Source organism: Skermanella sp., from assembly GCF_059503625.1.
In genome coordinates this window covers 1-13,183 of sequence record NZ_JCACHA010000666.1, presented here as the reverse complement: position 1 = coordinate 13,183, position 13,183 = coordinate 1, and the positions used below count along the sequence as shown (strand labels likewise).

The following is a 13,183-nucleotide window of genomic DNA, read 5'->3' as shown; positions in this document are numbered from 1 at the left end:
CTACCTTGCCAACTCAGGCTACGCGTTCGACTAAACCTGAAATGCTCTAGTCAAAACCGTAATGTCCAGGTGAACCCCCTCGCTGAGCTCCTCGCCATTCTTCCATCCGAGGCTCGTAGAGTGCTGCGCAACGTCGCAGAGGAGACCGCTCAGGCGGCCCTGCGGGCAGGTGCCGGCCCCAATCCTCTCGCAGTAGCTGCGAACACTGCGACGCGCTTCCTCTCGGAAGTGGCACGACAGCGGATGGAGGCTGACACCCCAGCGAATGCGCCGACACGCTCCCGAGGTGGCCCACGGCCAGTTCAGACCACTTCGCCTGAGGCGGCAACGACAGAACCCTTCGCTCGGTTGCCCCAGCCTGGGACCGATTGGTGGCAGTTCGTGCGCCATGAGGCGGTGATCGCGATCAAATCGCCCTTGCACGATCGGTGCGTCGTGATGCTTGCAGACGGGCGTGAGCTGGAGGTGGGCGGCTCGTCCGATGCTGTTGCCCGGCAAATCCCAGGCCTCGTGCGCCTGACCCAGACCGGCACCCAGCGCTGTACCTACATCCGCCCATCGGCCGTGGTGGCCGTCACCGCTCCATCGCAGGGTTGCGTACTGCACATGTCCAACGGGCGTGAGGTAGAGGCCGGCGAGGCCGCCGCAGTAGCGGCAGACCTTCTGCTAAAGGCCAGCGCGTATCACTGAGTGAGCCCACGCAGCTTGATTCCACTTGATGGGCTGCGGCAGCCGACCAACTGCCCGGCAGGCTTGGGCTGCCACGTATGAGGAACGGATCGTCGAACTCGCCTTTACCTGGGTGGATGGCAGCGGCTGCCGCATAAGGGGCGGATACGGAAAAGGCGCGCCGGCCCGGGTAAGGATGTCAGACACCTTCCGAGCGCCAAGGTCGGACGCCGCCTTCTCAATCTCGGTCATTGGGGATGTTGAGCACGTGACCGCATGCTTTGCAGTGCACGGCGTCAGGGTCGTGGCGCAGCAAGGCGCATTGTGGGCAGGAGTGGCGCACCTTGCCACCGGGGCGGAACGCGGCCTGCGCTAGGCGGAAAAAGAGGGAGATACCGACGATCATCATGGCGACCGAGAGCAGCTCGCCGAAGGTGCTACCGATAAGCGTGATGTCACCGAAGCCGGTGGTGGAGAGCGCAGCCACTGTAAAGTAGAGCGCGTCCACGAAGTCCTCAATCTTCGGGTTGACCCCGCGCTGGGTGACGTAGACCAGCGAGGAAGAGAGCAGGACGAAGACGGCGAGATCGAGCGCGGCGCGGATCACCTCCTCGTTGCGGGCGACCATCGGGGACACATGCTTGAGGCGGCCGAGCACGTTGTAGGACCGTAGCAGTCGGACCGTGCGCAGGACGCGGAGGAAGCCGAGGTTTGCACCGAGCGCCGAGACGAACAGGGAAGCGATCACCACGAGGTCCAGCAGCGCGGCACCATTCTCGAGGTAGTGCATGGGGTGCCGGTGCGCGAGCATGCGCCCCAAGAACTCGCATGCGAGGAGGAGGCCGAGCAGCAGGTCTACCACGCGCAACCAAGGCGCGTCCTCGACGAAGGTGGTCGCCAGGAAGTAGGTGAGAGCAGCGATGTCAACGGCCAGCAGCCCGATCTGGAACCGGACCGCGGTGGGGCGATGCCCATAGAACATACGCCGCAGCCACACGCGAAACCGCCCCACCGGGGTCGCCGCAGAAGGCATCAGTGCTACAGCCGTCCTGCCCCGGCCCAACGCTCCGCAATGACGCGGCTAGGGTCGAACATGGCACCCTCCTGATTTCGCGGACGCAGCTTAAGCAAGTTTCCAGCCGCGTGGCCATCTGCGGGATGCCAAACACTTCTGGAGGGGGCCGGCTCCTCCTGCAGCCATTGGTCCATTTGGCTCTACACCGCAGCGAGTTCGCACTGGCCGTTCATTCCTATCCGGCTCTGGCCGTTCTGCTGGCAATACCTACCAATCGGCAGTACCTCTCGCCTCTGATAAGTGCTGCGTTGCAAGCAGTACCGGGCCTGCCACAATCTCAGAAAGCCCACGCATCGGTCAATTTGACGGGACGTTGCAGCAAAAAGCGCATGCTTATGCACCTGTGACATGAGGGAGTCATGCTTTCCATGCCACGACGTTTGCAAATTGCATCTTATCCAACAACAAGTGTCTGCGACCGTTCATAAAATCCTTTATGGGAAGAGTGGTATTCACTGGCTCCGAAGATTAGCGGCCCCGTTGCATCTGCTTTCGGCTCGGAATGGCCCTCGCCGCGTCGACGTCGGGGCTTCTGTAGAGTGCTTCGGGAATGCAGGAGAGCCGGGAAGCGTGCGCCTGCCCCGGTGCGAGGCCGTAAAACTTTTGGAAGCTCATGACGAGCGGGCGCCACTTGTCCGGGTCTACCCGGTCGCGGTGCCCGTCGAGCAAAATCGTCTCCGCCAGATGTACACGTCGGATGCGAACCTCGAAAATCACCGAGCGGCCGCGAACCGCTTCGTCGTTCTCAGCGAGGTTGCCCCAGTGCTCGACTGTCGCCTCGAGGTGCACCGGGCATTCCAGTGCACGCGGCGGGGCGACCGTCTCGGATGCCACCGGCGTGAGCCCGGCCAGTTCGAACTTGCGTCCCTCAAAGCGGTAGCCTCTAGCGACTTTGCCAGGTGGCGCCGGATCGGAGCCGGTGGTTAGGGCGAGGCGGTCCACTGCCCCCACCTGCCCAACGGACGGCAGGTTGAGTACGCACTCGCCGGTACGCTTCAGGTTCTCCGTCGTTTTGGACGCTGTGGCCAAGCCGAGGACACAGCGCCATCCCAGCCAGAACGCCGACGACATCGGGGCCAAGTTGGACGTGCCGTCTTCGTTCGCCGAGCTGATCAGGACAACGGGCGTGCCGAAGTACAGAATGGCCGGCTCCGCCGTTCTATGAGTTTGCGCATGCGGGAGGCTGGCTTGGCTCATCGAATCCTCGTCGCCGGTTGTGGATCGATGTAGTGGCCCTGGCCGAGACCGGGCGGCCATCCGAATCTTGCGGCCGAATCCGAGATCGACGCGACGTGCCGGGCTGCGTTTGCCAAGCCTTGGCAGCCTCTCCAATGTATCTCGATCCTGCAGGGGCGGCGTTGGTCCACCGAGGCAAATGGGTTGCCGAAGACGACCCCGTCCACGGTTCATCAACTAGGTCCTGTCCCTGGTGATGGTGTAGGAGCAGTTGCTCCTAGTGGGCTGGGCCGCTTGTCAGGCGGGCACAGCCGAGAGGCTGACTTGGCCAGTATCGCTGACGGCGCTGATCGCTTCCAGGCTCATGTAGCGCGACCGTTGGGTGGCCCATTCGTCGGACTGCTCGAGCAGCAAGGCTCCGACGAGCCTGATGACGGCGGCTTGGTTGGGAAAGATGCCGACCACGTCGGTGCGGCGCTTGATCTCGCCGTTGAGGCGCTCGATCGGGTTTGTGCTGTGTAACTTCGCCCTGTGCTCGCGGGGAAGGTCCATGAAGGCCAGCACGTCCTCCTCGGCAGCATCCATCAGGCTGGCGAGCTTCGGCACCTTGGGGCGGAGCTGGTCGGCAACCCGGCGCCATTGGGCATGCGCGGCCGGAGCATCCGCTTCGGCATAAGCGGTGCCAATCCAAGCCGAGACAATGCGGCGCTGGGTCTTGCCGGCATGGGCGGCGGCATTGCGGCCGAAATGAACACGACAGCGCTGCCACGTGGCCCTGAGCACCTTGGCCACAGCGGCCTTGAGGCCCTCATGGGCGTCGGAGATGACTAGCTTCACGCCGCGCAGGCCGCGCCGGGCCAGGCCACGCAGGAAGTCGGTCCAGAAGGTCTCCGCTTCAGAGGCGCCAACCGCCATGCCGAGCACCTCGCGCCAACCATCACCATTGACGCCCACCGCGATGGTGACTGTGACGGAGACAATGCGACCCGCCTCGCGGACCTTCACATAGGTGGCGTCGAGCCAAAGATAGGGCCAGTCGCCCTCGATGGGACGACCCAGGAAGTCCTGCACCCGCCCGTCGATCTCGGCCCACAGGCTGCTGACCTAGCTCTTGCTGATGCCCTCCATACCCATGGCGCGGACCAGGTCATCCACCGAGCGGGTGAGATGCCCTGCACGTAGGCCTCCTGGATCACGGCCGTCAGCGCCTTCTCTGCCAGCCGTCTCGGCTCCAGGAAGGCCAGGAAGTAGGAGCCGCGCCGCAGCTTCGGAATACGCAGCTCCACCGTGCCAACCCGGGTCTGCCAGTCCCGCTCGCGGTAGCCGTTGCGCTGGTTCACCCGATCAGCGCTGCGCTCGCCGTGGCCGGCGCCGCAGGCCCCCTCAGCATCCAGCTCCATCAGTCGATGGGCGGCGAAGCCGATCATCTCCCGCAAGAAGGTGGCGTCGGCAGACTTCTTCAAAAGGCCCCGAAGGGCCATCGTCTCGTCGGTCATCGTGGCTGGCCCATGGTCCAAGGGTTGTCGGTCTCAGCAACCCAACCCTAGCCACGACCATCACGATGGCCGCCACCATTACGGTGGCGGCCTCCTACACCACGCCCAAGGACGCGACCCTGCAACAAAGTGGGGCGGTTTGGCGAAACCTGGCCATGGCCATCCCCTCGGGAACGTGGACAGAAGCCTGCAGGTGCCCGCTCCTCGCCTACTGCCTGGCGGAGGCAAGAGCGGAGACATCACTGCACGGACGGCCGAACCCATGATAATGTCGGCACGTTGCTGTATCCCGACTACAGGCCGACGTACCGTGCGCATCCTCGTCATCGACGATAATCCGGACGATCGTTTTCTTGCCTTACGCGAGCTCCGGCGCGGCTTTCCGTGCGCCCAATTGGTCGAGGTCGAGAGCGGCGAGGAGCTTTCCGACGCACTGGAGGGGCCCCGCCCCGCCCTGGTGATTACCGACTACCGCATGGGCTGGATGGACGGCCTCGACGTCCTTCGCCTTATGAAGACGCTCGATCCAGACATCCCCGTCGTCATGCTGACAGGCACAGGCGGCGAGACGGTCGCGGTGGAGGCGATGCGCTCCGGGGTGGATGACTACCTCCTAAAGCGCGGCCATGAGTATGCGCGCCTGCCGGTCGCGGCCGCCGCCGCGCTCGACCGGGCACGCAATCGGCGCGCCTCCCGCGAGGCCCAGGAACGCTACCGCAGCCTGTTCCGCCACGTCCCGGTCGGGCTCGCTCTCGTTGGCGCCGATGGCCGGGCGGTCGAGGTGAACGAGGCCCTGCTCGGCATGCTCGGTGTCCCGCCCGACGGCGACGCCGCCGGGCTCTCCCAGCTGACGGAGACGCTGGCGGGAACTGGGCAAGAGGCTTGGAGGGCTGCCATGTCGGGCGGCGCGGCGGAGACCACGCTCCTGCGGCTCGACGGCCGCGGCACGCCCGTCATCGTGCGGGCGCGGCGCTTCGAGGGGCAGGACGGGGCCCCCTTTTTCGAGGCAGCCTTCACCGATATCACCGAGATGCGGCGGGCACAGGAGGAGCGGACCGTCCTGCTCGCCGAGCTCTACCACCGGGTCAACAACAACCTCCAGCTGCTTATCGCCTTCGTGCTCATGCTGGCGAACCGGACTTCGGACCCGGAGCTCAGGCGCTCGCTCGAGGAGCTGTCGGCGCGCATCCATTCCATCGCGCTTGTCCAGGGCCGCCTCTACAAATCGGGCGACTACGCGCGGGTGAACATCCGCGAGTTTCTTGACGAGCTCCTTGCTAGCCTGCTTCAGGGCAGCGACATCCGGCTCAATGCCGAGCTGGCCGACGTCGTGGTCCCGGTCAGCCAGGCCGTGCCCATCGGTCTCATCGCCAATGAGGTTCTGTTGAACGCCCTCAAGCACGCCTTCCCGGGCGTCGACACGCCGAGGCTCCGGGTCTCCCTCGGCAATGCAGCGGCCGAGCCGGAGAACAGATGCCTGCTTGTCGTCGAGGACAACGGGGTCGGCTTTCCCGGCAACGCCACCCCTGAGCATTCGCCCCGGGGAGGTTACGGCACGCGACTGATCCGGTCGCTCTCCCGCCAGGCAGATGCCCAGGTCAAGACGATCTCGGAGCCCGGGCGGGGCACCCGCGTCACCATCACCTTCCCGAAGGGCTGAACCATGCCCACCCAGCACTCACCGCGGGATGCCGTCCACGTCGAGGTGCTCATCGTCGAGAACGAGAGCCTCGTCTCGGACTACGTCGAGGACATCTTGGAGGGCACGCGGTTCGACGTGGTCGGGGTCGCGGACGCGGTGCCGGACGCGGTCGCCATGGCCGCCCACACCCGACCGCGGGTCGCTCTGGTCGACCTCACCCTCCGCGAGCGCCTCGATGGGCTGGAGGCGGCGCGAGTGTTGCATGAACGCTTCGGCACCGTGGTCGTCCTGGTGACCGGCTCCCCTGGGGCTGAGCAGGAAGCCCGAGCGGCGGTCGGTTCTTCGCTCCCGCTGGTCCGCAAGCCGTTCCTGCCGCGGCAGCTTCTGCACGCGCTGAACGCAGCCGCGAACGAGGTGCCGCAGTGAACACGCTCGGAGCGGTGTCCGCGCAAACGCATGCAGCGCCCCGCGCCTCCATCCGCGGCCGCTTGACCCTCCTGGTCCTCGCCGTCGCACTGCCGCTGCTCGGCCTTGCGGCCTTCGCGGTATGGTCGGCCTACGAGAGCGAGCGCGAGCGGGCCGAGGAGCGCCTCGAGGGGCGCGCCCGGGCCCTGGCCGTCCTCGTTGATCGCGAGATCAGCAGGGCGGAGGCGCTGTTGCGGACGGTTGCACGCTCCGAGAACCTCCCCCGCGACAACCGGGATGCATTGCTCGCCGATATGCGCACTGTCGGCGTCGAGATCGGCGGAGGCTGGGTAGGAGCGGCTGCGCAGACGGGTGCCGCCCGACCGGCCATCGTGTGGGCGGAGGGAACGCCGCCTCCGGGCGAGGCTGGGGAGGAGGTGATCCGCCGCGCGCTGTTGACTGGCCGCACTGCCGTCTCCGGCCTGATCCACGATGCTCGCGCTGAGACCTCGCAACCAGTCATCGTGGTTGCCGTGCCCGTGACGAAGGTCGAGTCTGGTGGCCAGCCGGACCGGGTGCTCGCGGCCGTCATCCCGGCGCGCGCCTTCGTCGCCGTCCTGACCGAACTTGAGCTGCCGCAGGGCTGGATCGCCAGCCTGGTCGACGCATCTGGCGTCATCGCCGCACGGACCTTCCGCCCGGAGAGCACGATTGGCATGCGGGCGACCGACCCCCTGCTTACCGCCTTGGCGGCCGAGCCGGGGCAGACCGGGGTCGCCCACGCCGTGCCCGTGTTCGAGGGGAACGTCGCCGTCGCCGCTTTCGCGCGGGTGCCGAGGACAGGCTACGCCGCCTACATCCTCGTCCCGGAGGAGGTCTTCACCGGCCCGCTGTGGGCCGCGCTGACCCGGACGGTCACCATCGGCGCAATATTCGCCGCCCTTGGTCTCGCGTTCGCGCTCCTAGTCGCCGGCCAGATCGTCCGCGCTCTCCAGTTCCTAGCGAGGCCCACACTGTCGGCTGCAGTTCCGTCGTCCGGGTTCTGCGAGGTGGACGAGATCGCCGCGCGGCTTGCGCAGTCGGCGGCCGAGCGGGAGGGCGCCGAGGCGGCGCTACGGGCGAGCGAGAGCCGGTTCCGGGCCCTGTTCGAGGCATCGCCCGCGGCGAGCTACGTGACCGAGCCGGACAGCCTCCGCATCGTTGCGTGCAACGAGGCGGCCGCAGCAATGCTCGGCTATGAGAGGGACGAGCTGAGCCGAATGACCCTGACTGACATTGACGCTGGCCAGGACGAGGCGCGCATCCGTACGCGAAGCGCCAGCATCGGCAGCGGAAACGCGCATCGGTTCGAGACGCGCCACCGAACCAGGTCGGGCGAGTTCCGTGATGTCCTCATCTCCACCATGCCTGTGGAACTCGACGGCCGTCGGCTGTTCTACAGCGTGGTGATCGACGTCACCGAGCAACGGGAAGCCGAGGAGGCGCTGGCGGCCAGCGAGCGTCGCTACCGCTTCGTGACCGAGGCACTTCCGCAGATCGTCTGGACGGCGGACCCGGACGGCGAACTCGACTACCTGAACGAACGCTTTACCGACGTCACGGGCCTGCCTTCGGAGGCTGGCCTCGGCGACGTGTGGGCAGCAGTCATGCATCCCGAAGACCTGCCACGCATTACCAATGCCTGGACCCGTTCCGTCGCGACCGGCGAGCCGTATCGGGTTGAGCACCGCGCTCGCGCCGCCGATGGCTCCTGGCGCTGGTTTCGCAACAGCGCGGTGGCGCTCAAGGACGTGGACGATCGGGTTGAGATGTGGGTCGGCACGACAATCGACTTCCATGAGGAACGCTCGGCTCTTGAAGAGGTGCGTCGGCTGAACGCAGTCCTGGAGCGGCGTGTCGAGGAGCGGACGGCACAGCTCGAGCACGTCAATGGTCAGCTGGCTGACGCCAATGGCGAGCTAGAGGCTTTCGCCTACTCAGTCGCGCACGACCTGCGCGCACCGTTGCGCGGCATGACCGGCTTTTCTAAGGCGTTGCTTGAAGACCATGGAGACCAACTCGACGAGACGGCGCGCAGCTACGCCGTGCGGATCACTCGGAGCGCCGCCCACCTCGACGATCTGATTAATGACCTGCTCGCCTACAGCCGCCTGGCAAGGGAGGAGATCCGGCCGGAGCTGGTCAACCTGGAGGGCATCACGTCCGGCGTGCTGCGGCAACTCGAGCCGGAGCTCGGGTCGGCGCTGTCTAGGGTGACGGTCGAGCGGCCACTGCCGGTCGTGCGAGGCCACGGCGCCGTCTTGACACAGGTGCTGGGCAACCTCATCGGCAACGCGCTCAAATTCGTCCCGTCCGGCACGGAGCCGCACGTGACGGTCCGCGCGGAGGATCGGGGCACCGTGGTGCGGATCGTGGTCGAGGACAACGGTATCGGCATCCGCCCTGAGCACCATGAGCGGGTGTTCCGCGTCTTCGAGCGGCTGCATGGGCGCAAGACCTATCCGGGCACGGGCATCGGCTTGGCCATCGTCAAGAAAGGAATTGAGCGGCTCGGGGGAAAGGTCGGGGTCGAGTCCGAACCGGGCGGGGGCAGCCGGTTCTGGTTCGAGCTTCCCCTGGTGGCCAAAGCCGATGCGTGAGTTTCCAGTGCTACTCGTTGAGGACGACGAGGATGACGCCTTCCTGATCCGCCGTGCATTCCGTCAAGCCGGGCTGCCGAACCCGGTCAACCACGTCGAGGACGGCGACGAGGCCGTTGCCTATCTCTCAGGCGAGGGGGAGCACACCGACCGCGCCCGGAGCCCGATGCCGGGGCTCATCCTGCTTGACCTGAAGCTCCCATGCCGGAGCGGCCTCGAGGTGCTCGCCTGGATCCGCGCGCAGCCGGGGATCGGGCGCACGCCGGTGGTCGTGCTGACCTCGTCGCGGGAGACGAGCGACGTGGATCGCGCCTTCGAACTCGGAGCGAGCGGCTATCTCGTGAAACCCGTGGACGCCGACGGGCTGCTTGGGATGGTCCGCAAGCTGGCGGACTACTGGATGGGTATGTCCCAGCTTCCGAGCGCGACGGCCCGGCCCCCGGCCAGGACTTGATCGTTCGGGTGCTGCCGGGTGGCGTGTGCCAACTCGACACCGACAAACATCGAGCCGCTTGTGCACTCTGTCATACGAATGCAACCAAATTGATTACTTTATTTCAATGGACATCTGCCGCGGCGTTCATGGGTTCTCTCGGGTTTGTTAGTCACAAATTCCCTAGCTCAGATTCTGAGCCTCTGTCATCAATTATGCGGTGTGGCTTCGCGGGGCAATCGGTCCCGGACGTCTGGGGGACAGATTAGCGTGCGCACGATAGAGGGTCCCCGGGGGGTTGGGTCGATTGGTACACCCACTTCGCGCGGAGCCCTTGGAAGCCGCTTTTGGTGACCTTTGACGGCGTGTTGACGACGCCTGGTCGGAAGCAGGGCAACGGCCAGCCGAAACGGCGGCGCGGCCTCGGCGCCCATCTCATTCTCCTCGTCTTCGTCTGCCTGATGCCGCTCGTGGGCGCGGGTGCCTGGATCGTCGGCCGGACCGTCGAGGCGCACCGGGCCGACTTCGAGGAACGTCTGCTCGACTCTGCCCGCGCCCTGGCGCTTGCAGTCAGCAACGATGTGGAGACCCATGTCGCCGCGGCGGCCGCCCTGGCCTCCTCGCCGCTGGCCGCCCGTGACGACACCTCCGAGTTCCGCGCCTGGGCCGTCGAGGTGGCCCGTGACCTCGGCACCTGGGTGGTGCTGAGCTCGCTCGAGCCAGGTCTCCCCCAGCTCGTCAACACGATGCTGCCCGCGGACGTGCCGCCTCCCCGAGGCGGGCCTGCCGAGGCCATCGAGCGCATGCGCGCCACGGGACGGCCCGTGATCTCGGACCTATTCGGTGGCCATGCTTCGCGGCGTCCCATCGCCTCGGTCGTCGCGCCGGTGACGGCAGCCGCCGGACCGCCCAGCCGGGCCGTCGGGGTCATCCTCGACCCGGCCAAGCTCGCTGCCCGCCTAACGAACGAGGGCGTTCGCGGTGGCATCGCGGCCGTCGCGGACGGGAACGGGCGCGTCGTCGCGCGCTCCCGGGGGCAGGACCGGGCGCTTGGAGCACAAGCTCCGAGCTGGTCTGCCATCGCCTCGGATGCGCAGCAGGGCACCTTCCGCGGCATGAGTCTTGAGGGCGTGCCAGCCCTCTTCGGGTTCCACCGGGTCCGGGCCGAGCCGCGCTGGGCCGTCGTGGTGTCGACACCCCTGGCGGCCTACGAGTGGAGCTGGAGGGGGCCGCTCCTGCAACTGGCGTCCGCCGTGCTCGTCGCGCTTCTCGCCGGGCTGGCCTGCGCGCGATGGCTCGGCCAGCGCCTCCTCGCTCCCGTCTTGGGACTACTGGCTCAGGCACGCGCGGTCGCGGCGTCGGCGGGCGACGGCCCCCCGCCACCACCTGTGCCACCGGCGGCCGTCGCGGAGTTCGAGGATCTCCGCCGCGCCATCGAGAGGTCAGAGGGGGTTCTGCGGCACCGCGCGGACGCCGAGCGGCAGGCCGCTGCAGCCGCCGCCGAGAGCGAGGCGCGCTTCCGCGGCATGGCCGACGGCGCACCGGTCCTCATCTGGATGACCGATGCCGAGGGACGCCGAGTCTGGTTCAATCGGCCATGGCTCGAGTTCACCGGGCGCCCCGCCGAGGACGAGTGCCTGGACGGCTGGCTGGGCAGGGTGCATCCCGACGATGTCGGGGGCTGCGTCCGGCTCAAGTCGGAACACCTCACCCGCCGTGAGCCCTACTCTCTAGAGTACCGGCTGCGGCGCCACGACGGCGCCTGGCGGTGGATGCTGGAGACGGGCGTCCCGAGGAACGGCACCGATGGGATCTTTCTCGGCTTCATCGGCTCCTGCATCGACATCACCGAGCGCCACCGGGCGGAGGAACGGCAGCTGATCCTGCTGCGCGAGGTCGACCATCGCGCGAAGAACGTGCTGGCGGTAGTCTATTCGATCCTCCGTCTCACGCCACCTGACGAGCCGAAGCGGTATGCGGCGGTGATGAAGGCCCGCGTGATGGCCCTTTCGCGGGCCCACGCCCTGCTGGCCGAGCGTGGCTGGCGCGATGCGGGATTGCGCGAGGTGGCCGAGGCCGGTCTGCCCCGGTCGGCTTCGCGTCCCGGTGCGGTCGAGATGTCGGGACCCGACCTCACGCTGAGCCCGTCCGCGGTCCAACCGCTCGCCCTCGTGGTGCATGAGCTGGCAGCGAACGCGACAGCGGCCAGGGGCGCAGCGGAGGAGGGCCAACCTCTCGCGTGGCTCGCCTGGCGGTTGGACCTGGAGCAGGACCGCCTGGTGCTCGAGTGGAGCCGAGGCGAACCGGCGCGTGGGAATCGTGCCGCCGGGCTCGACGGCTTCGCGGTACGGCTGGTCATGGCGCTCGTCACGGCTCAGCTTAGGGGCACGATCGACACAGCCTCAGGGAACGACACGGCCGGGGTCACCATCGTTCTTCCGGCATCTCGCTGCGTCGCTGGCGGGGCCCGCGCCAGTACGGGTGCCGCCATTGCTGAGATGTCCACCGCGAAGGAGCGGCTCTACGCTCCAAACCCAATCGGGTCTTGGTTCTGTGGGTCGGGGTGTGATTCAAACTCTGTGGTATCGGCGTTTGGATCATGGCGGGTGAGTTCTGGCTGTCGGATCGGCAGTGGGCGGCGATAGCGCCGCTGTTGCCGGTGAACCAGCCTGGCGCACGGCGTGTGGACGACCGGCGGGTGATCAGCGGCATCGTACACATGCTGCGGAATGGCGGCCGGTGGCAGGACTGCCCGGCCTGCTACGGGCCGCCGACCACCATCTACAATCGCGATCACCGCTGGTCTGGGCGCGGTATCTGGACCGGCATGCTGGCTGCCCTGGCTAAGGCCACGCCGGGCGGGCTGCAGCTGATCGACAGCACCACCGCCAAGGCGCACCGCTCGGCCGCGGGCGGACAAGGGGGGCCGACCGCCAGGCCGGCCATAGGCCGCTCGCGCGGCGGACAGGGCACCAAGATCCACCTGGTCACCAACGGCCGGGGCCGCGTCCTGGCCTTCACCGTCGCCCCTGGGCAGATGGGCGACCTCCGGCCTGCCCAGGGCCTGATGGCCAACCTGCCGCCACCCGCCCGGCTGCTCGCCGACACCGCCTATGACCGCAACGGCCTGCGCCGCTTCCTGCTCGGAGCCGGCACCACCCCCGTCATCCCCAACAACCCAACCCGAAAGACCAAGCACCCTTTCGACGAGCGCGCCTACAAGGCCCGCAACATCATCGAGCGCACCATCGGGCGGCTGAAGGACTGGCGCCGCATCCATACCCGCTACGACAAACTCGCCGCCAACTTCGCCTCAGCCGTCGCCATCGCCGCCATCCTCCGCGGATGGACCTGATCGAGTCCGGAGCCTATGGGGATTGTCGCATGTGATTAATGTCCGAGAGCGGACAGTCAGAGGCAGCAGGCGGAGCGCAACCTCTTGCTATGCCACTGCCGCGATGGCGGGGTAGTGCAATCGCAGCAACAAGCACCTAGGAGACCTGTGCGCGGGTCCGGTAAACCACAATTTGTAGTAGCCATCTCAAGCACCCAGATGCCAGATGCTGTATCTTGGACGACCCGCGCACAGGTCTCGCTAGAGCATTTCAGGTTTAGTCGAACGCGTAGCCTGAGTTGGCAAGGTAGTTC

The 13,183-nt window shown here is 67.0% G+C and carries 9 protein-coding genes and 1 pseudogene; 7 read left to right on the top strand and 3 right to left on the bottom strand.

The genetic code is table 11. The features are described from left to right. Positions 1-381: 381 nt before the first annotated feature. Positions 382-690, top strand: a complete 309-nt coding sequence (locus AC5JJ6_RS21165) for a hypothetical protein (RefSeq protein ID WP_496043955.1) — start codon at positions 382-384, stop codon at positions 688-690. Positions 691-907: 217 nt separating this feature from the next. On the opposite strand, the gene AC5JJ6_RS21160 is transcribed toward AC5JJ6_RS21165, so the two are convergent. From AC5JJ6_RS21160 to AC5JJ6_RS21150, 3 genes and pseudogenes are all read right to left on the bottom strand, one after another. Then, positions 908-1,702 (bottom strand): potassium channel family protein, encoded by a 795-nt coding sequence (locus tag AC5JJ6_RS21160; protein ID WP_496043954.1) that lies wholly within the window; start codon positions 1,700-1,702, stop codon positions 908-910. 510 nt (positions 1,703-2,212) lie between these two features. Further along, complete coding sequence (locus AC5JJ6_RS21155; RefSeq protein WP_496043953.1) at positions 2,213-2,941, bottom strand: flavin reductase family protein; 729 nt, start codon at positions 2,939-2,941, stop codon at positions 2,213-2,215. Positions 2,942-3,217: 276 nt separating this feature from the next. Further along, positions 3,218-4,416 (bottom strand): annotated as a pseudogene (locus AC5JJ6_RS21150) (IS256 family transposase). Positions 4,417-4,726: 310 nt separating this feature from the next. Here AC5JJ6_RS21150 and AC5JJ6_RS21145 point away from each other — a divergent pair. The 6 genes from AC5JJ6_RS21145 to AC5JJ6_RS21120 all read left to right on the top strand — a co-directional run bounded on the left by AC5JJ6_RS21145 (position 4,727) and on the right by AC5JJ6_RS21120 (position 12,890). Beyond that, on the top strand, positions 4,727-6,076 hold the full coding sequence (locus AC5JJ6_RS21145; RefSeq protein WP_496043952.1) for a sensor histidine kinase: 1,350 nt from the start codon (positions 4,727-4,729) through the stop codon (positions 6,074-6,076). Between the two features lie 3 nt (positions 6,077-6,079). After that, entirely contained in the window at positions 6,080-6,484 is a 405-nt protein-coding gene (locus AC5JJ6_RS21140) for a response regulator (protein WP_496043951.1), read from the top strand. Beyond that, on the top strand, positions 6,481-9,102 hold the full coding sequence (locus tag AC5JJ6_RS21135; RefSeq protein WP_496043950.1) for a sensor histidine kinase: 2,622 nt from the start codon (positions 6,481-6,483) through the stop codon (positions 9,100-9,102). The genes AC5JJ6_RS21140 and AC5JJ6_RS21135 overlap by 4 nt, the downstream gene beginning before the upstream one ends. Next, positions 9,095-9,556, top strand: coding sequence for a response regulator (locus tag AC5JJ6_RS21130; protein ID WP_496043949.1), 462 nt, complete (start codon positions 9,095-9,097; stop codon positions 9,554-9,556). Before AC5JJ6_RS21135 ends, AC5JJ6_RS21130 begins: the two co-directional genes overlap by 8 nt. Positions 9,557-9,885: 329 nt before the next feature. Continuing rightward, the gene (locus tag AC5JJ6_RS21125) at positions 9,886-12,180 is read left to right on the top strand and encodes a PAS domain S-box protein (protein ID WP_496043956.1); all 2,295 of its coding nucleotides are present in this window, start codon (positions 9,886-9,888) and stop codon (positions 12,178-12,180) included. Further along, positions 12,135-12,890, top strand: a complete 756-nt coding sequence (locus AC5JJ6_RS21120) for an IS5 family transposase (protein WP_496043948.1) — start codon at positions 12,135-12,137, stop codon at positions 12,888-12,890. The genes AC5JJ6_RS21125 and AC5JJ6_RS21120 overlap by 46 nt, the downstream gene beginning before the upstream one ends. Positions 12,891-13,183 lie beyond the last annotated feature (293 nt).